Genomic DNA, 23,346 nt, shown 5'->3' on the forward strand with positions numbered 1-23,346 from the left:
TGTATGTGAAAGGAATCATCACCATGATCAGAAAGGCCGGGAACGCTTCGCTTATGTTTTCGACAAATTTATCTCCATCATGTTAGCACGGTCGGGCCGCCGGCTGCGATCCCCGTGCCAGGGTAAAACCCGCGAACAAGTTCCTTCATCCTGTTCCAAGTTTGAAACAAAAAGGCGTGATTGTCGTTTTTGCTCGACTTTTCACGCCTTTTGATTGTACCACATTTTACCTTGCGGGAGGGATTTTCTTTAAACCTCGATCCCGGCTTTTTTGAGCAGATCCTTTACGGCCACGCTGACCATGATCAGCCCCGCAACCGGAGGAACAAACGCATTGCTTGCAGGCGGCTGCTTCGCTTTGCGGATTTCCGGCGCGTTTTCCGGAACGATCTTCTCCGTCACGTCCACCCGCGGCTTTATCGGCTCTTCGGTCGAAAATACGACCTTCACGCCTTTTTTGATGCCTTCCTTGCGGAGTTTGGTACGGATGACGCGCGCGATCGGGTCGACCGTCGTTTTGGAAATGTCCGCCACCTGAAAGCGGCTCGGGTCCATTTTGTTGGCCGCGCCCATGCTTGAGATGATCGGAATTTTGCGTTTCAGACATTCCTTGATCAGATGGATTTTGTACGATACGGTGTCGGAGGCATCAAGCACATAATCCAGGTCGTATTTAAAAAGCTCTTCGTACGTCTCTTCGGTATAAAACATGTTCAGCGCGATCGCTTCGCATTCGGGGTTGATCTGCTTGATCCGCTCCACCATCAGTTCGGTTTTTTTCTGTCCGATGGTCGTCGTGAGCGCATGGATTTGCCGGTTGATATTGGTAATGTCCACGACATCCTTATCGATGAGGATCAGCTTGCCGACGCCCGTGCGGGCGAGGGCTTCCGCCGCAATGGAGCCCACGCCGCCAATGCCGAGGACGGCAACCGTGCTGTTTTTCATCGCTTCCAGACCTTCCGGTCCTATGGCCAGTTCCGTACGTGAAAATTGGTTTAGCATATCGTCAGAAGGCCTCCCTTAATTCTAAGCATGAACTTTCTTTTCTTCCCCCGGCTTCTTCACCAGCTTGATATGAAGCTGTTCAAGCTGCGCCTCATCGACCGGCGACGGCGCATCCATAAGCAGATCGGTGGCGCTTGCCGTTTTCGGGAAGGCGATCGTCTCGCGCAGGTTGCTGCGTCCGGCCAGAAGCATCACGAGACGGTCAAGTCCAAACGCGATGCCGCCATGCGGAGGCGTGCCGTATTCGAAGGCGTCCAGCAGGTGACCGAATTTGTCCTTCGCTTCCTCAGGCGACAAGCCGAGGGCCGCAAACATTTTTTCCTGCATGTCGCGTTTGTAGATCCGCATGGAACCGCCGCCGACTTCATAACCGTTCAGCACGATATCGTAAGCCTGGGCAAGAATCTGACCGGGATCGGTTTCGAACAGATGCTGGTCTTCATCGCGCGGACGGGTGAACGGATGATGCAGAGCGACATAACGTTTCTCCTCTTCATCCCACTCGAGCAGCGGGAAGTCGACCACCCAGGCGAATTTGAATTCATTTTCGTCGATCAGGCCGAGCTGTTTGCCGATCTTCAGGCGAAGCGCGCCAAGCACATCGGCTACGACCTTTTTGGTGTCGGCGGAGAAGAGCAGCAGGTCGCCTTCCTCGGCTCCGGTGCGCTCTCTCAGCGCTTCGATCTCTTCAGGCGTAAAGAACTTCACGATCGGCCCTTTGAATTCGCCTTCCTTCACTTGAATCCAAGCCAATCCTTTGGCGCCGTAACGGGCCGCGAACGGACCCAAATCGTCGATTTCCTTGCGGCTCCACGTGCCGCAGCCCTTGGCGTTGAGCACTTTAACCTCTCCGCCTTTTTCGATCACCGAAGCAAACACTTTGACGCCGCTCGTAGCGACCAGATCGCTGACTTGAATCAATTCGAGTCCGAAACGCAGGTCCGGTTTGTCGGAGCCGTATTTGTCCATGGCTTCGGCATACGTCAGGCGCTGGAAAGGCAGCGGAACGTCGACGTTAATCGTTTCTTTGAACAGACGGGCCATCAGCTTCTCCATCATGCCCAGCAGCTCGTCCTGGTTCATAAAGGAAGTCTCAATGTCGACCTGCGTAAATTCCGGCTGACGGTCGGCGCGGAGGTCTTCGTCCCGGAAACAGCGGGCGATTTGGAAATAACGTTCGATGCCGCCTACCATCAGAAGCTGTTTATACTGCTGAGGGGATTGCGGCAAAGCGAAGAACTCGCCGTCATGCACCCGGCTTGGCACGAGGTAGTCGCGAGCGCCTTCCGGAGAGCTTTTCGTCAGGATCGGCGTTTCCACTTCGATAAAGCCCTCGCCGTCCAGGAAGTCGCGGAAAATCTTCGAGGCTTTGGAGCGGAGCAGCAGCGTTTTCTGCATTTCCGGGCGGCGCAGGTCCAAATAACGGTATTTCAGGCGAAGCGACTCGTCGACTTCCACGCCGTCTTCGATGAAAAACGGAGGCGTTTTGGCCGCATTCAGCACTTCAATCTCGGTAATTTGAACTTCTATTTCCCCTGTGGCAAGGTTCGGATTGATCGTTTCCGGATCGCGTTTGACGACTTTGCCCGTAACCGCCAGCACGTATTCGCTGCGCACTTTGTCGGCAATCGCCAGCGCTTCTCCGGAATAGGCCGGGTTGAATACGATTTGCACGATGCCGCTGCGGTCGCGCAGGTCGATAAACAAGACGCCCCCGAGGTCGCGGCGGGTCTGCACCCAGCCGTTTAGTGTGACGGTTTCTCCGATATGGCCTGTCGTCAGGCTTCCGCATTGATGAGTCCTATGCATGTTTCTCAAACTCCTTTTTTTTATGTGGTATGCCTATTCGGCTAATTCCTTTAATTTCGCAACCAGTTCGTCCAGCTTCACCGTCTGCTGCTCGCCGGTGGCCATCAACTTCAGCGCGATTTCTCCCCGCTCCAGCTCGTCATCCCCGAGGATCGCCGTGATTTTGGCGTTAAAACGGTCCGCGGACTTCATTTGGGCTTTCATTTTTCTTCCCAAATAATCGCGTTCGGCCGATAACCCTTCCTTGCGGGCAAGGTACAGCAGCTTCGTAATTTCGCGGTCCGCCGCTTCGCCGAGGGCGATGAAATAAACGTCCAGCGGTTTGACGGCATTCAGCTCGATTTCCTGTTTCTCGAGGATGAGCAAAATCCGCTCGAGCCCGAGCCCAAGCCCGATTCCCGGCTGATCCGGCCCGCCGACTTCGCCGACCAGGCCGTTATAGCGGCCGCCGCCGCCGATCGTATCGATCGCGCCGATGCCTTGCGCTTTATATTCGAACGCCGTGTGCGTGTAATAATCAAGGCCGCGCACCAGGCGGTGATTCACGACGAAATCGACGTCCATATCGCTCAAATACCGTTTGACCTGCTCGAAGTGGGTCGTGCATTCCTCGTCCAGGCTGTCGAGGATCGAAGGCGCGTTCACGAATTTCTCCTGATCGACCTTGCAGTCCAGCACGCGCATCGGATTCCGTTCCATCCGCGATTGGCAGTCCTTGCACAAGCTTTCCTTCATCGGGGTGAGGAAAGCAAGCAGCTTCTCCCTGTAGGCCGCGCGGCTCGCCGGATTTCCGACGGAGTTGATCTCCACCTTCACGCCCTGCAGCCCCAGCTCTTTGCAGAACTGGTAACCAAGCGACACGACTTCCGCATCGATCGCCGGATCGACCGCGCCGAAAGCTTCGACGCCGAACTGGTGAAACTGGCGGTAACGGCCGGCCTGCGGACGTTCGTAACGGAACATCGGCCCGATGTAATACAGCTTGCTCACATCCGGCTCTCCATAGAGCTTGTTCTCCACGTAAGAACGGACGACGCCCGCCGTGCCTTCCGGACGGAGCGTCATGCTGCGGTCGCCTTTGTCCTTGAAGGTGTACATTTCTTTTTCGACGATGTCCGTCGTTTCGCCGACTCCGCGTTCAAACAGCTCGGTCTGCTCGAACAGCGGCGTGCGGATTTCCCGGTAATTAAATCGCCGGCACAAATCCCGGGCCTTTTCCTCGACGAACTGCCATTTTTCCACGATTCCAGGCAAAAAATCCTGGGTGCCTGTCGGTTTTTGGTAAGCCATCGTTTTTCCTCCTGCTCGCGTATTTCGCAAATGCCCAAAGGCTGCGATCTGCAAAATATACGTATTTTCGTTCTTTTTCCGTATTCAGGTTTTTGCAAAATTCGATTCCAGCCGCTCCCGGGTACAATATACAGACGAACTAAACCGTTTCGCCCGATATATTGCTGATTGAAAGCCGCTCCTTGGATTTTTTGCAAAATCCTCTATAAAAGCTTCGCTTATCAAAGCATAGGCTCAAGCAAACGGGTATGCCAAAAAATCCCCCGCCCTGCTGCTTCAAATAAGCAATCAGGGACGAGGGATTGTGCTTGTTCAATCTCCCGTGGTGCCACCCACATTCCGGACCCGCATGGATCGCGAATCCGCTCATACGTTTAACGCCCGTTTACGCGCAGCACGTCTACTGACAGGGATCGGTTTCATACAAAATCCCTTTCCGCGTTCGACGCCTGTTCTCGGGGAAGTCATTCATCCGGTCATCCATAGAATCCTTCCAGCCTAAGGGATTCCTCTCTGACATGGTGGGGCACGGACTACTTGGTCCCGTCATCGAATCGATTTTGGATTATTTTTAGATTGTAATGAACCGCTTCACTAAAGTCAAGTGGCAGACAAAAGAAAAACCTACAATACGGATTGTAGGTCCAAAAGTTTTATATTAAAAAAGGGGGTCATGCTGTTATTATAAACAGGCTATATTAAGGGAAGATGAAGCTTATATTACAGTTATATTACAAACAGGAAACCGTTTCAAAAAAGCTCGTTCGGCACGATATCCCATGTGACCCCACTGAGATCCTTGAGCAGATGCCTTGCATAAAGCTTAGGTCTCTGCCCGGTCTTCCCCGTCTTCGAATATTTCGACGTAACCGCCGTTGTTGCGCAGCGTGTTGACGACATCCGCGTAGTCCTTGTCCCGTACTTTGCAGGATAGAACGTATTCAAGATCATCGTATCGATCCGCATAGGGATCGAACAGTGGTTCGACTTCGTCCTGCCTGTCCTCCCATGCGTGTTCCTCCGCTGGGTGATCCCCTTCCGAAGAAACGCCGTTGGGGTCATCATCGTCAGGCGACACGACAACGGGAGGCGTATAGGCGACACCGGAAACGCCGGCCGCAGCGGATGCTCCCGTCGTTGTGCCGCTTCCCGTCATTCCCACCGGCGCGATCGGCAGCAGAATGTGGCGGTTCCCTTCCAGCGCCGTTCCGAGCCTGCCTACCTCCAAATGCTCTGCCTGAATGCCGATCAATTTTGTTTTCGCTTGTTCGGCGTCGTCTTCCGTTTTGAAATAAGCTTGAATTTGTTTCGGCATGATCGTTACCTCCTTATTTCGAGGAATAGGTTGATCTTTATACGTTGTAATTACCCCACAAAATGCAAGTGTAACAATGAATGATGTTAAAAAGCAGGCTTCCGCTAACGGGAACCCTGCTTTTGATGCCGGTCGACAAATTCGTTGATTAACGCTGCATGTACGGCAGCGATCCTTTGCCCTTATGGTATCCATGCCATAAAGGAAAAGGGATTCGGCCTGTCCGCTCCAGCTTTACCGCTTCCTTTACGGATTCGATCGGAATGAGCGGCAGCTGCTTCAGGGCGGATCCTTGGGAAGATTGGCGCATCGATGACGGCTCCTTCGGGTGAAGCTGATGATTATACATTCAGCATTCCCGCATGAAGACCGATTTATGCCGTCGCTTTGCTGTCGATGATCAGCGTGACCGGTCCCCAGTTGGTGAACTCCACATCCATCATTTCGCCGAAACGGCCGGTTTCGACCTGCAGCCCTTTTGCCGCCAGCTCGCGGTTAAAACATTCGTATAACCCAAGCGCCTGATCCGGTTTGGCCGCGGCCATAAAATTCGGGCGTTTGCCTTTGCGGCAATCGCCGTACAGCGTAAACTGCGACACGGACAAAATCCCTCCGCCCACATCGGTTACGCTGAAATTCATTTTTCCTTCTTCGTCCTCGAAAATGCGCAAGCCGGCGACTTTGTCGGCCAAATATTGCGCATCCTTTTCCGTGTCTTCATGGGTCACCCCCACAAGCACCATCAATCCTTGGTTTATCTTGCCGGTGACCTCTCCGTTTACGGTAACCTGCGCTTCCTTGCAGCGCTGAACGACGACTCTCATGCCGAAAATTCCTCCATATGCTTTGAAAAAATGAAAGGATTATCCTGTTATTGGATAATCCGATGCACGGTATACACGTCTTTGACGCGTTTGATCCGTTCAACGACCGAATGCAGGTGATCCGTATTGCGGATCAGGATCGTCATGTGGATCAGCGCCATTTTGTTTTTATCCGAACGCCCGGTAACCGCCGAAATGTTCGTTTTGCTTTCGGACACCGCCTGCAGCACCTCGTTCAGCAGCCCGTTGCGGTCATGGCCCGTAATTTCGATGTCGACGCTGTAATTCGCTTCGATTTCGTTCTCCCATTCGACCTCGATCACGCGAGCCGCTTCTTCGCCGTCCCCCGAAACCTGGATGTTCGGACAGTCCGCCCGGTGAACGGACACGCCGCGCCCGCGGGTCACGTAGCCGACGATTTCATCCCCCGGAACGGGGTTGCAGCAGCGCGCAAAACGGACGAGCAAATTGTCGATCCCTTTGACGCGCACGCCATTGGTCGGGCGCGATCTTTTTTCCGAAGGGGCCTTGATTTCCTTCTTCTCCGTCGTCAGTTCAAGCAGGTGCGCTTCTTCCTGCTCTTTGCGCAGACGTTCCGTCAGGCGCGTGCAAATTTGGGCGGCGGTGATGCCGCCGAATCCGATCCCGGACAGCATATCATCCACATCGTTAAAGGCGAACTTTTTGGCAACCTCCAGCAGCTTGTCGTCCGTCGTCCATTCGGCCGGATCAAGACCGCGGTTTTTCAGCTCGCGCTCGATCATGTCGCGGCCTTTTTCCACGTTTTCTTCTCGTTTTTCCTTCTTGAACCACTGCTTGATTTTGCTTCTTGCATGGGACGATTGGGCGATCTTCAGCCAGTCTCCGCTCGGTCCGTAGGAATGCTTGGACGTGAGGATCTCGACGATGTCCCCGGTTTTCAGGCGATGGTCCAGCGGCACGATCCGGCCGTTGACTTTGGCGCCGATCGTCCGGTTGCCGACTTCCGTGTGGATGCGGTAAGCAAAATCGAGCGGCACGGAGCCGGAAGGCAGTTCAATAACCTCGCCCTTCGGAGTAAACACGAATACGAGGTCCGAAAAGAAATCCATCTTCAGGGATTCCACGAACTCGGAAGCATCCTTCGCTTCATGCTGAAGCTCCAGAATTTCCCGGAAAAAGGTCATTTTATTTTCAAAATTGCCGCCCGGCGTCGTTCCTTCCTTATACGCCCAGTGAGCCGCGATCCCGTATTCGGCCGTCCGGTGCATTTCCCACGTCCGGATCTGCACTTCCGTCGGTTCGCCGTTGGGGCCGACCACCGTCGTATGGAGCGATTGGTACATGTTGGCTTTCGGCATGGCGATATAATCTTTGAAACGCCCGGGCATCGGCTTCCATAACGTATGAATGATCCCAAGCGTGGCATAACAATCCTTGATGTTGTCGACGATCACCCGGATCGCGATCAGGTCGTAGATTTCGTTAAACTGCTTGTTTTTGGCCGTCATTTTGTTAAAAACGCTGTAAATATGCTTCGGCCTGCCGGACAAATCCCCTTCGATGCCCATTTCGTCCAGCTTTTCGCGGATGCGGGAAATGACGTTTTCCACGAATTGCTCGCGTTCGGCGCGTTTTTTGTGGATCAGGTTGGCGATGCGGTAATATTGCTGCGGATTGAGATATCTGAGGGACAGATCCTCCATCTCGCTTTTGATCGCCGAAATCCCGAGCCGGTCCGCGATCGGACAAAAAATTTCGAGCGTTTCGTAGGCGATCCGGCGCTGGCTTTCCTCAGACTGGTATTTTAACGTACGCATGTTATGAAGCCGGTCCGCCAGCTTGATCACGATGACGCGGATATCCTGCGCCATGGCGATAAACATTTTGCGGTAATTTTCGTTCTGCTGCTCTTCTTTGGAACGGAACTGGATACGCTCCAGTTTGGTCAATCCGTCAACCAGCATCGCGCAAGCGTCGCCGAATTTATCACGGATTTCTTCCAGCGATACGGTCGTATCCTCAACGACATCATGCAGCAGCGCAGCGACGATGGAGGTCGTATCCATCATCAAGCCCACGACAATTTCTGCAACCGCAAGCGGGTGCAGAATATACGGTTCGCCGGATTTGCGGACTTGTCCGTGGTGAGCTTGCTCCGCAAATTCATAGGCTTCGCGGATGCGGCTCAAATCCGGTTCTTTGATATAGGCGCCTGCCTTTTCAAGTAATCGCTCTATGCCCATTCTAGTCGTTTCCGTGTCCCTTCTATATGAAATAGAACCCGCAAACGTTTATCCTTAGCAGGTTCCCTGGTCAAATAAGATTTCCTATAATTATGACGCTTGAAAGGCTTCGCGTCAATATTTCTTGCCAGGAACAGGGAAGACTCCCGCGAACATTCGCATCTTTTTAATATTTCGTCCATGTTTATAACAGGATTTTGCGAAAATCACATAAAAAATGATTGAAAAATGTCGGCTTCTTAGCTATTCTAGTTCATTGAATGCAATTCGTGAAACGAAAAAATTCATATTTAGGAGTGAAGAACCTTGCAACGCGAGATTCAAGTCCATGAAAGGCTTCCGCTGGGTCCGGGATTCCTTCTCAGCTTGCAGCATCTGTTCGCCATGTTCGGCAGCACGGTGCTCGTGCCTAACCTGTTCGGCGTCGATCCCGGCATGATTTTGCTGATGAACGGCATCGGCACCCTGCTGTACATTCTGATCTGCAGCGGAAAAATCCCCGCCTACCTCGGGTCCAGCTTCGCGTTTATTTCGCCCGTGCTGGCCGTCCTGAATCATAACGCGGACAACTACCCGCTGGCGCTCGGCGCTTTTATCGTCACCGGCGTCATTTTCGTCGCCGTCGGCCTGGTCGTGCAATATGCCGGAACGAAATGGATCGACGTCGTGTTCCCTCCCGCGGCAATGGGCGCCATCGTCGCCACGATCGGCCTCGAGCTCGTCCCTACAGCGGCAGGCATGGCAGGATTGATCCCGAAGGAAGGCGCTGCAGCCGACTGGTTTAATCCGAACAGCGTGATCCTGTCCATGACGACGCTTGGCGTCACCGTCATCGGCGCGGTGCTGTTCCGTGGTTTCCCGAAGATCATCCACATCCTGATCGGGATCGTGACCGGATACGCGGTCGCCTACTTTATGCCGGGCATGATCGACAAAAGCGCCATCGCAAGCGCGCATCTCTTTTCGATGCCAACGATCACCACTCCTAAATTCGAAATGAATGCGATCCTTACCATCATTCCGGTTTCGCTGGTCGTCATTGTCGAGCATATCGGGCATTTGCTTGTCACAAGCAACATCGTCGGCAAAGACTTGTCCAAAGATCCCGGACTGAACCGCTCTTTGCTCGGTAACGGCATTTCGACCATCCTGTCCGGTTTCGTCGGCTCCACGCCGAACACGACGTATGGCGAAAACATCGGAGTCATGGCGCTGACCAAAGTCTACTCCGTGTTCGTGATCGGCGGGGCAGCCGTTATCGCTATCGTGCTTTCCTTCTCCGGAACGTTCTCCTCAGTCATCGCGAACATCCCGGAACCCGTCATGGGCGGTGTATCGCTGCTGCTGTTCGGGGTTATCGCGGCTTCGGGGCTGCGTATTTTCGTCGAGCAAAAAGTGGACTTTTCAAAACCGACCAACATGATCCTCGCCACGCTCGTGCTTGTTGTCGGCATCAGCGGCGTGCAGCTCGATATCGGCAACGTCCACCTGAAAGGGATGGCGCTTGCGACGATCGTGGGCATCGTGCTCAGCTTGTTCTTCAGGCTGATTGAAGTGCTTGGCCTTTCCAACGAAAAAAGCGGCGAACTCGCCGAAAAAACTCCAGACTGATCCAAATGAAAGAGCCGGACAGGCCTCTGTTACGTGGAGCGCTGCCGGCTCTATTTTTTAATCCGCAAGATTCAATTCACGTTCCAAGGAAGGCCTGAACTATGGATCCCGATCCCGTTCCCGCCCCAATGCAGGAGCGCGAAAATGAACGCTAAGCCCCACCCCAAAGGTCCGGTTCCACGGCATGCAGCAGTCGGTAATTTCCGCTTCGTAGTTGCAGGGACGCTCATCCAGCGGAATCAAAGCGATTTTGTTCTCTTCCCCCATCGTTTCAAGCCCTCTTTGCCGCCATCGGTTTCGCGCTTCCGATGCTTAATTGGCGCTAACACAATGTGATACTCGCAATTCCATTTTTTGTATGTGGTAAACTGTTCACATCAGATGGCATCTGATCTCCTCCTCGTGGTTTAAATTTGGTTGGCAAACCGAATTTATCTTAACACTTCGGAGGATTTTTTTTATACAACGCTTTAGCTATCCTGAACCATACGCATAGCGCATGCTTTTCTTTTTACAAAAAAAAATGCCTTCAGGCCGAAATCGACCCAAAGGCATCTTGTTTTATTTCCCGGGAAACGTTAAAGTTTCCGCTTTATTTTAAGATCAGTCTTCGTATTGCATCAGGGAGAATACTTCTACCCCGGGCAGCTTCCCGCGGCCGTTCAAAGCCGAAAGCTCGATCAGGAAGGCAGCGCCGACCACGTTTCCTCCCAGCTGGCGCACAAGGTTCACGGAAGTCGAAATCGTGCCGCCGGTAGCCAGCAGATCGTCCGCGATCAGGACGTTTTGACCTTTGCGGATCGCATCCGTATGCATGGCAAGACGGTCCTTGCCGTATTCCAGGTCATATCCGACCTCAATCGTTTCATATGGAAGCTTTCCGCTTTTGCGGATCGGTGCAAAACCGACGCCAAGCGCATAGGCCAGAGGAGCGCCTACGACAAACCCGCGCGCTTCGGGACCTGCAATCACATCGATGCTCAGAGCGGATACCATTTGTTTAAGATCGTCGATGGCTTTTTTGTAAAGCTCTCCGTCCTGAAGCAATGTTGTAATGTCTTTGAAGCTGATCCCCGGCTGCGGGAAATCGGGAATGACCCGAATATGTTTCTTGTAATCCAAATAAATCTCCTCCTAAGTAATATGCAAAAAGGTCATGCGTTTAGCTGGCGCCTTCCAAACGGGATATCACCCAGCTCGTGCATTGGGAAGTGCCCGCATACAGCAAATGCTGTTCCATTTCGGCCAGACTGCCCAATGCGGAGAAATGAGCGGAACTGCTCAGCTCGCGTTTCGGCGGTTTTGGAATGACCACGATATGTCCGTCGCGGCGTTCAATGAACGAGAGCTCCTCGAACACGTCCATCATCATCGATACCATGCGTATGGTGGCCGAAGACTGCTGGCTGAGACGGACAAGCGCTTCTTTTTCGCTGATGGGCTCCGAAGCGATCCGCATCAGTAATACGTACAGCAATTTGAATTGATCCCGGCTCGGCGCCGTCAGTTTTTCCGCCCGGCTCCGCCCCGAATGGAGCAGGAACAGGTTGGACAGGTTTTTGAACGTAGCGAGCAGCGTATCCAGCTGTTCCGCAGAGTCGGGCACATGTATCATAAATAAAGTCGTAATATGATCTGGGCCATAAGTCAGCGCCGCGTCGTTATATGCCGAAATTCCAGCATTCTTATCATATACCCAAAGGGTGCTATCATTCAAATGCAATTTCGGGGAACTTTCGATGCCCGGATTAAATACGGCGGCGATATGCCGGCGATCCAATCTCATATGGGGCGAAATCCGGTCATAGATCTGTTGGACGAGCGTCCAAGGCTCCTTGGCATCGCGCAGGTCGAATACCTGCGGACCCACGATCCGCATATCCTGGAGCATCAGCTGCGGTTTGCGCGACCCGTTCCATTCGTTAACGGATACTTCGGCGAGAATATCCAGCGTCACTCCTTCTTCCAGCACGTCCGCCAGATCGCCCTTGCCAAACGCCACGGCTTCCATCCGCGTTCCGCCCTGCCGGACGACCAGCTTCAGATGTTTGCCGTCTTTCCCCATTTTCCGCGTTTCCACGAGCTCCGTGCCGCGAAAAATGAGCTTCGGCACCGGATTGGCCATGCCGAACGGCGCCAGCATATCCAGTTCGTCAATGACGGCCAGCGGAACGTCCGATAGCCGCCATTCCCCGTCCGCCGACGTGACGGGAATATAATCCTCTTCCGTCATGACTTCGGCGGCAAACCGGTTCAATGCTTCCTCAAAAGATTGAAGCTGATCCCGATGGAGACTCATCCCGGCCGCGGACGGATGGCCGCCGTAATGGTCCATCAGCTCTTTGCAGGAGGTCAGCGCCTCGTAAATGTCAAGGCCCGGGATGGATCTGGCCGATCCTTTGCACATGCCCGTTTCCGGATCGATGCCGAGAACAATGACCGGACGGTAAAAACGCTCCAAAATTTTGGAAGCGACGATGCCGACGACGCCGACGTTCCAGCCTTCGCCGGCCAGCACGATCACGTCGGGAACGCTGCCGTCCGAACTTTTGCCCTGCAGCTGGTCCAGCGCCTCCTGGACGATCGTTTCCACGACCTGCTGCCGTTCCTTGTTCAACTCATCCAAGGAATGGGACAATCGCTGCGCTTCGTCCGCATCATCGGTCGTCAGCAGGGATACGGCGGAGCCGGCATGGTCCAGCCGTCCGCTGGCATTGATTCGCGGCGCCATCCCGAACGCGACGTTCGTCGCCGTCACCGTTCCCATCGCGATCCCGCTCACTTCCATCAGGGCGCGAATCCCCGGAAACGACGTACGCCGCATGGACTCCAAACCGCGGCTGACCAAAATGCGGTTTTCCCCGGTTAGCGGCATCAAGTCGGCGATCGTGCCGATCGCCACGATTTCGGTCCATTCGACCGGGGGCTCCCCGAGCACGGCCTGCGCCAACTTGTAGGCAACGCCGACCCCGGCCAAACCTTTGAACGGATACGGACATCCCGGCTGTTTCGGATTGATCAGCGCATAAGCGTCGGGAAGCACTTCCGGCGGCTCGTGATGGTCGGTCACAATCACGTCGATGCCAAGCCCGTTGGCGTAAGCGATCTGTTCTACCGCGCTGATCCCGGTGTCGACCGTAATGACCAGGCTGACTCCCTGCTGATGCGCCCAATCCAGCGCGTGATTATGTAACCCGTAACCTTCGTTGGAGCGATGAGGAATGTAAATATCGAAAGAGGCCTTTAACTGCCGCATAAAATAAATCATTAACGAAGTGCTGGAAACGCCGTCCGCATCGTAGTCGCCGTATATTAAAATATGCTCCCCGTGTTCGATCGCCCGCCGAATCCGCGGCACCGCTTTCTCCATGCCAAGCAGCAGATACGGATCATGCAATGCCTCGAGGCCGCCGCCCAGAAACATATCCGCCTCTTCCTTGCTGGCGATGCCTCTTGCGGCAAGCAGCGAAGCGGTCAATGGGGAGATCGAAAGCTTCTCCGCCAAACTTCGTGCGGTCTCTTCATGTCCGGAAGGAGTCTGCCACGAATATTTTGATTCAAACAATCGTCTTCACCTTTCTTTCCCTGGATGCCATGAGCCTAACAATCCGCGAAAGCTCTATTGAATCAGCGTCGGCATGTCGCTATCGGTCAGATGATGGTTGGATTTGTACGGATAGCCGGGATCATAGGGAACGACTTGAATATTGACGTCACTGATATGCACGAAACGGTTCATCAGCAGTTTTTTCGCCCGCTCCGCAATCTCGTTCGCTTCAAGCACCGTGATGCGGGGGTTGACGCTGATTTTCAGATCGACCGTCACGTAATGCCCCTGCTCCTTCGCCTTCAAATCGTCCACCGTGATAATGCCGTGCACCCGCTGCACCGTTTCGATGAAATTCAATGCATCCTCCTGCTCCGTCTCCTCCGCCAGCGTACCGTAAACGGATTTTACGATCATCAGGTACCCTTTGCGGAGCACCAAAGCCGCCACGATCAAGGCCGACACCGGATCCATGTACATCATCGCTTTCCACTGCAGGTTGTCTCCCAACACGGATAGAAATACGCCGATGCAAACGGTTAGCGAGGTGTACAGGCTGAAACGGTGTTCTTCGGCATAAGCCGTATGGCTTCCGTCGCTTTGTTTTTTCGAATAACGGTATTGCAGTTGGAAAACGGCTTCTTTCACGGCAAGCGACACGAAAATGGCGATGAGCGTAAACGGATGCGGAATTTCGATGGTTCCCGACGCCATCTCCCGGATGGAAGCGATCGCGATTTGCAGCCCTCCCATCAGGACAAGCACCGCAAAAATAACCGCAAATAAAGGCTCCGTCCTGTACGAACGGCTTGGCAGTACGGCCCGGCCCCTTCTTTTTACGGACATGCGCCGCGGAATAAGCCGGTTCAAGGCGGACACCGCATCGGAAGCGGAATACAAGGCGTCGCCGAGCAGTGCCTTGCTACCCCCGAAATAACCGACGGCCCCTTTAACGACGGCCAGCGACAAATCGCCGATCATCCCCGCCCAGGTAACGGTATCGGAAGAATGTGAACGCTCTTTGCTCATGTTTGCCTCCTCTCCGGCAGTCCCAACATGCCGATTCTATTCTTTGAAATGGATATAACCCGCACGGTTCAAACCGCATCCGTTTCTTCGAGATGAATAAGCCATCGATGAGTTTCACATGGAAGATCGAAAGCCGCGTCGCATGGGACGCGGCTTTCGAATGTACAACGAACCTTACGCTTTGGAAGGCTTGACCGCTTTCCGGTTAGGTTTTTGTTTGTACTTAAAGAGCAGCCACAACGGGCTGGCGATGAAAATCGAAGAATAGGCTCCGAAGATCAGGCCGATGACCATGGCCAGCGAGAACATTTTGATCGATTCCCCGCCGAACAGGAACAGGAAAAATGCGGCAATAAATACCGTAAACGCCGTATACAAGGAACGCATCAGCATTTGGTTGACGCTGTGGTTCAGCAGCTTGGCCAAATCCTCGCGCGTCTTCTGCTTGCCGAAACGAAGGTTTTCGCGAATCCGGTCAAAAATAACGATCGTATCGTTAATCGAGTAACCGATGATCGTCAGCACCGCGACGATGAAGGTCAGGCTGACTTCCAGCCTGAAGATGGAGAAGATCGCCACGACCATAAACGCGTCATGCAGCAACGCTACGATGGCCGATACGGCGAATCGCCATTCAAACCGGATACTTACATATATGATGATCCCGATACAGGATATGAGTACGGCGTAAATCGCATTCCGTCCGAGCTCTTTCGCCATTTCCGGATCGACGGTGTTGATTTCGAAGGAAGCGGACTTGTCCAGCTTCTGGATCGCCGCCTTCAGCTTCTCGTCCTGGTCGCCTTCAAGCACCTTCGTGAAGCGGATGTTCACCCGCTTGTCGCCGGGCGTGATGTTCGCATCCTTGCCGATTCCAATTTCGTTAAGCAGCGGCTGGACTTCCTCTTTCGTTACGTTTTTGGAAAGTTTCACGTCCACGTTCGAGCCTGCCTGGAAATCAACGCCGTAGTTCAAACCGAAAGCGGCAAGCGCGATAATCCCTGCAATCGTCAGCACGATCGAAAAGATAAACGCGGATTTGCTGAGCTTCACGAAGTCAAATTCTCTCTTAAAGTGCATTGATTTCACTCTCCTTTACACCGAATTGCTTCGGTTTTTTAAGCAGCTCGCCTTTGACGAGCAAACTAAGCAGGAAGTGGGTCAAATACACGTTCGTCAAAATGCTCAGCACGATTTCGACGATCAGGACGAGGGCGAAACCTTTGACGGCGCCTGTCCCAAATGCGAACATCACGGCACCGACGATAATCGTCGTAATGTTCGAGTCGAGAATCGTACGGAAGGAAGATTTGTTCCCCGCTTTGACCGCCGAGGTGATGCTGCGGCCATTGCGGATTTCTTCCCGAATCCGTTCGTTTGTGATGATGTTCGCGTCGACGGCCATCCCGATCCCGAGAATAAACGCGGCGACACCCGGAAGGGTCAGCGTAAAGTCGGCCCAGACGAACACGAGAATCAGCAGCCAGGTATGCACGATCAGCCCGAAGCTGGCAATGATGCCCGGCAAACGGTACATCGCGATCATAAAGAGCAGAATGACGATGGAACCGATGATGCCGGCCTCCACCGTTTTTTGCAGCGACTGTTTGCCCAGCGTCGCCCCTACGCTTTGAGAGTATTTTTCGGTCAGTTTCAAAGGCAGGGCGCCCAGGTTAATCGTATCCCGGATTTGTTTGGCTTCTTCGATGGAGTAGCTGCCGGAAATTTGGGCTTTGCCGTCCGTCAGCTCCTGCCGTACCGTAGGGTCGGACAGCATGGTTTCATCCAGGAAGATGGCCAGGTTTTTCCCGATCAAACGTTTCGTCACATCGGCGAATTTCTTTTTGTCCTTCACCTTGATGTCGATGACAGGTTCGTTCAGAGGGCCATAGCCGACGGAAGCTCCGTTCTCGACGAAATCGCTGCCGACGAGTTCAACCTTGCAATATATATCTTTCGGTTGCGCGTTTTCCGCAGGCGCCTTGCAGCCATCCGCGCTGCGGAAGGTCAGCGAGGCCGGCTCTTTCATTTTCTTTCTGACTTCGGCTTCGTTGGTTACGCCTGCGATTTTAAGGCGAATCCGGTTCGTACCTTCGGTTGTTACTTCAGGTTCGCTGGTGCCAAGCGCATTGGCGCGCTTTTCCAGGCTTTCCGCCGTACGCGTGAGGGACTGTTTCGTAACCTTTTGTCCCGCTTCCAGCGGCGATGCTTCGTACAAAATCTCGAAGCCACCTTTCAGGTCAAGGCCCAGCCGGACGCCATTAAGCAATCCTGGAGTCGACCAGCCCATGATCCCCGCTGCAACGAGCACGACGATGATGAAAGTAGCAATTCTTTTCATGCCGTTCCTAGTTCCCCTTTCGTTCTCAATATTCCTATTATAGCTATGCGTCAAAAAGCAGTCAATTTATCAATATTTGTCGTTTCCGCTCGCCGGAAGGATTCCGCCGCGCCAAACCGTCCGGTTTGCGGCCTCTGCCGGCAAGCCCGAAAAGGTTCCTCTCCATTAATCGAAAGAGGAACCTTTATATGCAGAAATAGTCATATAATTCATGAACGCAGTCACTTTAAGAGAAAGGATATCGTTGGTCAGCTTATACAAGGGAGGAATGCCTTCCTTTTCGTATTTGCTGCTGATGCAGTTCCAGACGTCTTTGCTGGTCACGTGCTCGTATCCGACGAGCCTGAATTCCTCCGCTTTGCTTCTGCACAGCGCCTCAATCGCGGCATCCAGCTCGCTTTCGCTCATATGGTCCGGGCTCACTAGCGCAGCCTCCTCTCGATCTTCCTGATGTCTTCATGCCAACCTATCTATATTGATACTACTACATTCGACTCCGGATCGCCTCATTCCTTCTTTTCCGGGGCATGTTCTTTTTTTGGCGGGAATGCGATATTTTCGCGCAAAAAGTCGTGGCATGAATGGACGAGTCCGGCATATCCATATTACAAAGGTCTGTCGCAGACGACTGCAGCGGCATAAGAGGCTGGGCACAGAAAGAGGGAGTGGGCGCATTTGAACAAGCTAACACCTGACAAATGGACACCGAAAAAGCAGACGTTTATTCAAGGGACGATGATTTTGCTTGCGGCCGGGGTCATCAACCGCATATTGGGCTTCATTCCCCGAATCGCGCTTCCCCGGATCATCGGAGCCGAAGGCGTCGGAATCTATCAGCTCGGATACCCCTTTTTTCTGGTATTGGTCACGGTCATTACCGGAGGGATTCCGCTCGCGGTGGCCAAGCTGGTATCCGAGGCCGAAACGGAAAACAAGCCGCAAAATTCCGCATTCGTTCTTCGGGTCAGCCTGCTGCTGACCGTCGGCTTGGGCATCCTGTTCATGGCGCTTGCGATTTGGCTCGCGCCTTGGGTGACAAACACGATCCTGACGGATTCCCGCGTCTATCACACCTTTATCAGCATGAGTCCGATGCTCGTCATCGTTGCCGTTTCTTCCGTTTACAGAGGTTATTTCCAAGGCAAACAAAACATGATTCCGTCCGCCGCCTCAAGCATTATCGAAACGATAGCCAGAATCATATGCACGTTATGGTTCGCCTATCTGCTGCTGCCGAAAGGAGTTGCTTACGCCGCGGCAGGGGCCATGCTCGGTGTTATGGCGGGGGAATTTTTCGGCATGCTCGCTCTGTTATGGCAGTTCCGCAGGGAACGGCCGAATGCAGTCAAACCGGATAAAACCTCCCGTTCCGAAGCCGCAAGCCGGGGGCTCTTTTCGCGGCTCATGGGCATCAACGTTCCGGTTACGGCAGGCAAACTGGTCGGATCCTTTTCGTACTTGTTCGAATCGATCGTCACCGCGCAAAGCCTTGCCATCGCCGGCATCGCCACCTCCGTCGCCACCGCGCAATACGGCGCGCTGCAAGGCATGATCATCCCCGTCCTGCTGCTGCCCGGGGCGCTGACTTCTTCTCTTGCCGTATCGCTGGTTCCATCCCTTTCCGAAGCGGCTGCGCGCAACGACCGGACAACGATCCATAAACGGCTCAATCAGACGATCCGGCTCGCCCTGGTGACGGGCGCTCCCTTCTCCGTTTTGATGTATGTGCTTGCCGAACCGCTTTGCCGGTTTTTATACAACGATGCGGACATTGCGGGGATGCTGCGCATGCTGGCCCCTTTTGCGCTTTTCGTATATGTACAGGCTCCGCTTCAAGCCGCGCTGCAGGCGTTGGACCGCCCCGGAAGGGCGCTGTTCAACACGCTTGTCAGCGCAACCGTCAAGCTGCTTCTGATCTGGTATCTGTCCTCGCAGCCCAAATACGGGATCTACGGCGCCGTCATCGCGATCATCATCAACAGCATCGTTGTCGCGTTCCTTCACGGCTACAGCATCAGCCGGCTGCTTAAATACCGTTTCAAACTGTTTGAAATGGTAAAACTGCTTTGCTCCATGATCATTACGGCGGCGGTTACTTCCCTGGCCTACCGCCATCTTCCGTTTGCCGGCCTGAGTCTGGTTCAGTTTTTTGCTTCGGCGTTTATCGGCGCCGCCGGTTTCTTGATTACGGTGTTCGCCTTGAAGCTGGTGACGCCGCGGGACGTAAAAAGAATGCCGGTCATCGGCAGATGGTTCGGGAATGACGAGCCGAAAAACCCGGCGGCCTGACGCTACTTCCGGTCGACATACACTTTGCCGCGATGGTCGATCGAACATAAAAAAACATCCTTGAACTCCTTCGCGCCATGCTGCTGGATCTGATGTTTAAGCCAAAACCGGTTTTTTTTCAGCATCCGCAAATTGTCGTCCTGCACCCTTCCATCCATGATGAGCGGAACCGGGAGCACGCCGTTGTTGAAGGTTCCTGCAGGGGCAAAGATCATTTTTTTCGATCGGGAGCCGCTTGTATTGCCCGGCCTTGCCACGGCCCGCCGCGGATTGGCGGAAGAGCTTTGGGACTGTCCCGTAGGATAGACGCCGCCCCCCGTTTTTTGAGGCTGCCTGACCGGCAGCTGCTGCACGGGAGACGGGGATTTGGGAATGACCGTCAGCTGCCCGGAATTTTCCAGGATGGCAAATTCGACGTCCGCGATGTTTTGAATGTTTTTTCCCCTAAGCTGAAGCAGAAGGTCGTCCAAATTGTAGCGCTGTTTCCGCATTTCTTCCCGGTTTAGCCTGCCCCTGGCCACAAGGATGCTTGGCTCGCCCTCAAACCATAAGCGCACTTTCCGGCTTTTCAGGCTGACCAGCGCAATCAGCAATTGAATGATGACTAATGTGACCATCGGAACGATTCCATCGAATACCGGGCGCTTGATATCTTCCAGCACAAAGACGCCGATTTCGGCGATCATAATGGAAATGACGAGATCGAAAATGGACAGTTTTCCGATTTCCCTTTTCCCCATAATCCTTAACGTCAGATAGATGACAAAATACATGAGTACCGTCCGAAAAATGGTAACCAAAAGATGCAATGCCACTTGCCGTACCCTCCCTCTTGCGGCTAATTTTACGGAAGTTGTATTGGTATTTTGGCCCCGGCCCATTTTCCCCATGCATTGCCGTGCGGATTAATAATTGGAAAAAGTTATTGTACTACCCCGCAAGGCTTGGACATAAATTTACATTACGTATGCATTAGGAGAGTTCGCAAAATTCTTAGAATGATGAAGGGGGTTCTTGTTATGCACATGATCCGGCGCGTATTTTCTTTTCGGATCGCCAATCCGATCCTTTCGGGGCTTTATTATTCTTTTTTCTGGATGATGCTTGGCGCGCTTATTCTCTCCCTGCTGCTGTGGTCCAGCGGCATGAACGAACAAAGCCTTTCGCGTTACGTTTATGTGGTCCATGCGGCAGCGTCGTTGTTTGGCGGTCTCGTCGCAGGCAAGCGGTCGGGCAAAAAAGGCTGGTACCATGGCGGGCTTACAGGCATTTTGTACGGAGCGCTGGTCATCATGATCGGTTTCCTTGCGCTGGACAGCCATCTTCGGACGGGAGACCTGCTTTTGCTTGCCGCGGTTTTCGCCTCTTCGGCCATCGGCGGCATGCTGGGCGTGAATCTCAAAAAATAATTATTTATAGGGTCTCTTCTTTTGAAATGTGTTACACTATGGTCACGTGATTCTTACTAGAGGAGGCTTTTACCGATTTGTTATTCCAATCCATGCAGGGAATATCCATCGCATCGGCAGTTACGGTCATCCTGCTGATCTGGGTGGGGACGCTCCGCAACCCGTTAAAAGCGGCTTACCTCTTCATTAAAGAGCTGCTGACTTCGCGCAAATTCCTATTGCTGTTCTGTATTATGGTGGGCCTGCTCTTGGCCAACAAATACGAGCTGCAGATCGAAGAAAAAATGAATTACCATAAAGATTTCACGCCTTGGGTGTTCAGCCTCGAAGGGCATTTCGTGCAGCATTTGCAAAACTTTTTCCACAGCGGGTACATCACTCCCGTCCTCGTGTTTTTTTATGTGGTGGTTTTCCAATCGCTGCTCGTCGCGTCGCTTGGCGTCTACGTTTCCGACCAAAACAAGGTTTTCGTGCTGGCAACCTGCTTCGCCATCATCATCAACTACACCGTGGCGATTCCGTTTTACCTGTTTTTCCCGGTCAACGAGGTATGGTCTTACCCGCCGTCCGGAGCGCAGTTTTTCATGCTTGAGGTGTTCCCGAACTTTGAACAGGAGTACAGGCCGTTATCCGGACTGAACAACTGTTTCCCAAGCCTTCATACGTCGATTTCGGTTACGATGATGGTCCTCGGGCTGCGCTCGGGCAACCGCCGTTTCGGCCTTATAACGACCGTCAGCGCGGTGATCATTGTTTTCAGCATTTTCTATTTGGGCATCCATTGGCTGACCGATATGATAGCCGGCACCATACTCGGCCTGATCGCTTCAAACGCGGGAATCGCGCTCGCAAAGCTGTCCCTGAGAAGCAAAGACGGCGTGATGCTGCGCGAGCAGGGCAAAATGTTCGGCTGACTTTGAATTCGCAATCCGTTCATGATGCATGACCGATGCAAAAGCTAAAAAGGCGGCTCCCCGTGCGGGAACCGCCTTTTTGTTTGGCTGCGAGGAATTGCAATCCTCGTTAGATTCATAAGTATCTTGTTTTTCTTTATGTCTTTATCGGCTTATTTGTCGCTTTCAGCCGATGATGTGCTGATCGCATGGCTGATGGAATTGCGGTCGAATGTCAGTTTCGTGACGTCATTGACGCGCAAAACGACGACGTCGTCCGAAATTTCCATGATCGTTCCGTGAAGTCCGCCGATCGTGACCACCTTATCCCCTTTTTTCAATGCGCTGAGCATCGAGTTCCGGGTTTTCTGTTTCTTCTGCTGCGGACGAATAAGCAGGAAATAAAAAATCGCAAACATCAGCACGAGAGGCAAAATCAAGCTGAGGAAGTTGCTTCCGCCGCCTGCCGCGCCGCCTGCGCCTGCCGCAATTTCAAAACTTTCAAATTTTCCGAACATTCCCTTTCCCCCCTTTCAAGGACTAACCCCGCGAATGCATTTTTCAGGCATTTCCGAAAACCATTCGGATTAAAAACCTTTATCATTGTCATGAAGACCGTATTGTTCAAAAAACTCGTCGCGGAAATCAAGCAGCCTGTCTTCCATGATGCTCTGCCGCACTTGCTTCATCAGGTTGATGAGGAAATGCAGGTTGTGGTACGTCGTCAGCCTGAGGCCAAAGGTTTCGTCGGCTTTGATCAAATGCCGCAGATAGGCTCTTGAATAGTTCCGGCAAGTGTAGCAATCGCATGCAGGGTCAAGGGGGCCAAAATCTCTGGCGTATTGGGCGTTTCGGACCACGATCCGTCCCTGGCTTGTCATGGTCGTTCCGTTGCGGGCAATCCGCGTCGGAAGTACGCAGTCAAACATGTCCACTCCTCTGATCGAACCTTCGACCAGGGCATCCGGAGAACCGACGCCCATCAAATAACGGGGTTTGTTGTCCGGAAGAAGCGGAACGGTATAATCCAGCACTTCGTACATCAGCTGCTTGGACTCTCCAACGCTGAGTCCACCAATAGCATACCCCGGGAAATCCATGGAAGTCAAATCCCGCGCGCTTTGTTTGCGCAAATCTTCGTACATGCCCCCCTGCACGATGCCAAACAACGCCTGGTCATGAGGGCGGGCATTGCTCTTCAGGCAGCGTTCGGCCCATCTTGTCGTCCGCTCCGTCGATTTTTTAACGTATTCGTATTCCGCCGGATACGGCGGACATTCGTCGAACGCCATCATAATATCGGAGCCGAGCGAGTTCTGGATTTCCATCGCCACTTCCGGGGAAATAAAAAGCTTGTCCCCATTCAAGTGGGAGCGGAAATGAACGCCTTCTTCGGTGATCTTGCGCATTTCGCTCAAGCTGAACACCTGAAAGCCGCCGCTGTCGGTCAGGATCGGGCGGTCCCAGTTCATGAACTTGTGAAGTCCCCCCGCTTCCCGCACGATGTCATGGCCGGGACGCAGGAAAAGATGATAGGTGTTGCTCAAAATGATTTGCGCATCCATCGCCTTCAGCTCTTCCGGGCTCATCGTTTTTACGGTAGCCAGCGTTCCCACCGGCATGAAGGTCGGCGTTTCGATCACCCCGTGGGGGGTGTGAACGCGACCGAGCCGCGCTCCGGATTGTTTGCATGTTTTAATATGTTCATAATAAACGGGTGCTGTCATATATCTACCATCCTCTTAGATTCCGCTCG

21 protein-coding genes are annotated in these 23,346 nt (G+C 53.3%); 4 read left to right on the forward strand and 17 right to left on the reverse strand.

The features are described from left to right. Positions 1-249: 249 nt before the first annotated feature. The 7 genes from RJP21_RS06560 to RJP21_RS06590 all read right to left on the reverse strand — a co-directional run bounded on the left by RJP21_RS06560 (position 250) and on the right by RJP21_RS06590 (position 8,471). Positions 250-1,005 (reverse strand): tRNA threonylcarbamoyladenosine dehydratase, encoded by a 756-nt coding sequence (locus RJP21_RS06560; RefSeq protein ID WP_310858574.1) that lies wholly within the window; start codon positions 1,003-1,005, stop codon positions 250-252. 24 nt (positions 1,006-1,029) lie between these two features. Then, positions 1,030-2,817 (reverse strand): aspartate--tRNA ligase, encoded by a 1,788-nt coding sequence (gene aspS, locus RJP21_RS06565; RefSeq protein WP_310858575.1) that lies wholly within the window; start codon positions 2,815-2,817, stop codon positions 1,030-1,032. A gap of 33 nt (positions 2,818-2,850) precedes the next feature. Then, positions 2,851-4,107: a histidine--tRNA ligase gene (hisS, locus tag RJP21_RS06570; protein ID WP_310858576.1), complete on the reverse strand. Its 1,257-nt coding sequence runs from the start codon at positions 4,105-4,107 to the stop codon at positions 2,851-2,853. Between the two features lie 823 nt (positions 4,108-4,930). After that, the gene (locus RJP21_RS06575) at positions 4,931-5,422 is read right to left on the reverse strand and encodes a hypothetical protein (RefSeq protein ID WP_310858577.1); all 492 of its coding nucleotides are present in this window, start codon (positions 5,420-5,422) and stop codon (positions 4,931-4,933) included. A 148-nt stretch (positions 5,423-5,570) separates the two neighbouring features. Continuing rightward, complete coding sequence (locus tag RJP21_RS06580; protein WP_310858578.1) at positions 5,571-5,771, reverse strand: hypothetical protein; 201 nt, start codon at positions 5,769-5,771, stop codon at positions 5,571-5,573. Between the two features lie 25 nt (positions 5,772-5,796). Next, on the reverse strand, positions 5,797-6,246 hold the full coding sequence (gene dtd / locus RJP21_RS06585) for a D-aminoacyl-tRNA deacylase (protein WP_160045233.1): 450 nt from the start codon (positions 6,244-6,246) through the stop codon (positions 5,797-5,799). 47 nt (positions 6,247-6,293) lie between these two features. Continuing rightward, a complete protein-coding gene (locus RJP21_RS06590) occupies positions 6,294-8,471 on the reverse strand; it encodes a RelA/SpoT family protein (RefSeq protein WP_160045232.1) in 2,178 nt (725 codons plus the stop codon). A gap of 306 nt (positions 8,472-8,777) precedes the next feature. Here RJP21_RS06590 and uraA point away from each other — a divergent pair, with 306 nt between their 5' ends. Continuing rightward, positions 8,778-10,082 carry a uracil permease gene (gene uraA, locus RJP21_RS06595; protein WP_310858579.1) on the forward strand — a complete coding sequence of 435 codons (1,305 nt, stop codon included), beginning with the start codon at positions 8,778-8,780 and terminating at the stop codon, positions 10,080-10,082. Positions 10,083-10,181: 99 nt separating this feature from the next. Here the strand turns inward: uraA and RJP21_RS06600 are convergent, their stop codons facing one another. From RJP21_RS06600 to RJP21_RS06635, 7 genes are all read right to left on the reverse strand, one after another. Then, entirely contained in the window at positions 10,182-10,349 is a 168-nt protein-coding gene (locus RJP21_RS06600; protein WP_310858580.1) for a hypothetical protein, read from the reverse strand. A gap of 336 nt (positions 10,350-10,685) precedes the next feature. After that, a complete protein-coding gene (locus tag RJP21_RS06610) occupies positions 10,686-11,204 on the reverse strand; it encodes an adenine phosphoribosyltransferase (RefSeq protein WP_160045230.1) in 519 nt (172 codons plus the stop codon). Between the two features lie 40 nt (positions 11,205-11,244). Then, positions 11,245-13,647 (reverse strand): single-stranded-DNA-specific exonuclease RecJ, encoded by a 2,403-nt coding sequence (recJ, locus tag RJP21_RS06615; protein WP_310858581.1) that lies wholly within the window; start codon positions 13,645-13,647, stop codon positions 11,245-11,247. 54 nt (positions 13,648-13,701) lie between these two features. Continuing rightward, the gene (locus RJP21_RS06620; protein WP_310858582.1) at positions 13,702-14,658 is read right to left on the reverse strand and encodes a cation diffusion facilitator family transporter; all 957 of its coding nucleotides are present in this window, start codon (positions 14,656-14,658) and stop codon (positions 13,702-13,704) included. Positions 14,659-14,832: 174 nt separating this feature from the next. Beyond that, the gene (gene secF / locus RJP21_RS06625) at positions 14,833-15,738 is read right to left on the reverse strand and encodes a protein translocase subunit SecF (RefSeq protein WP_310858583.1); all 906 of its coding nucleotides are present in this window, start codon (positions 15,736-15,738) and stop codon (positions 14,833-14,835) included. Then, positions 15,728-16,999 carry a protein translocase subunit SecD gene (gene secD, locus RJP21_RS06630; protein WP_310858584.1) on the reverse strand — a complete coding sequence of 424 codons (1,272 nt, stop codon included), beginning with the start codon at positions 16,997-16,999 and terminating at the stop codon, positions 15,728-15,730. Before secD ends, secF begins: the two co-directional genes overlap by 11 nt. 165 nt (positions 17,000-17,164) lie before the next feature. Continuing rightward, positions 17,165-17,407 (reverse strand): post-transcriptional regulator, encoded by a 243-nt coding sequence (locus RJP21_RS06635; protein WP_310858626.1) that lies wholly within the window; start codon positions 17,405-17,407, stop codon positions 17,165-17,167. A gap of 267 nt (positions 17,408-17,674) precedes the next feature. On the opposite strand from RJP21_RS06635, the gene spoVB reads away from it, so the two are divergent. Then, entirely contained in the window at positions 17,675-19,288 is a 1,614-nt protein-coding gene (gene spoVB / locus RJP21_RS06640; RefSeq protein WP_310858585.1) for a stage V sporulation protein B, read from the forward strand. Positions 19,289-19,290: 2 nt separating this feature from the next. On the opposite strand, the gene RJP21_RS06645 is transcribed toward spoVB, so the two are convergent. Next, a complete protein-coding gene (locus RJP21_RS06645; protein WP_310858627.1) occupies positions 19,291-20,061 on the reverse strand; it encodes a DUF421 domain-containing protein in 771 nt (256 codons plus the stop codon). Between the two features lie 246 nt (positions 20,062-20,307). Here RJP21_RS06645 and RJP21_RS06650 point away from each other — a divergent pair, with 246 nt between their 5' ends. Further along, the gene (locus RJP21_RS06650; RefSeq protein ID WP_160045225.1) at positions 20,308-20,697 is read left to right on the forward strand and encodes a TIGR04086 family membrane protein; all 390 of its coding nucleotides are present in this window, start codon (positions 20,308-20,310) and stop codon (positions 20,695-20,697) included. A 77-nt stretch (positions 20,698-20,774) separates the two neighbouring features. After that, a complete protein-coding gene (locus RJP21_RS06655; protein WP_236575929.1) occupies positions 20,775-21,611 on the forward strand; it encodes a phosphatase PAP2 family protein in 837 nt (278 codons plus the stop codon). Between the two features lie 152 nt (positions 21,612-21,763). On the opposite strand, the gene yajC is transcribed toward RJP21_RS06655, so the two are convergent. Next, on the reverse strand, positions 21,764-22,108 hold the full coding sequence (gene yajC, locus RJP21_RS06660; RefSeq protein WP_310858586.1) for a preprotein translocase subunit YajC: 345 nt from the start codon (positions 22,106-22,108) through the stop codon (positions 21,764-21,766). 69 nt (positions 22,109-22,177) lie between these two features. Continuing rightward, positions 22,178-23,317 carry a tRNA guanosine(34) transglycosylase Tgt gene (gene tgt / locus RJP21_RS06665; protein ID WP_160045223.1) on the reverse strand — a complete coding sequence of 380 codons (1,140 nt, stop codon included), beginning with the start codon at positions 23,315-23,317 and terminating at the stop codon, positions 22,178-22,180. Positions 23,318-23,346 lie beyond the last annotated feature (29 nt).

Source organism: Paenibacillus sp. VCA1 (assembly GCF_031583795.1).
In the GTDB taxonomy this organism is placed as follows: Bacteria; Bacillota; Bacilli; order Paenibacillales; family Paenibacillaceae; genus Paenibacillus_AQ; species Paenibacillus_AQ albilobatus.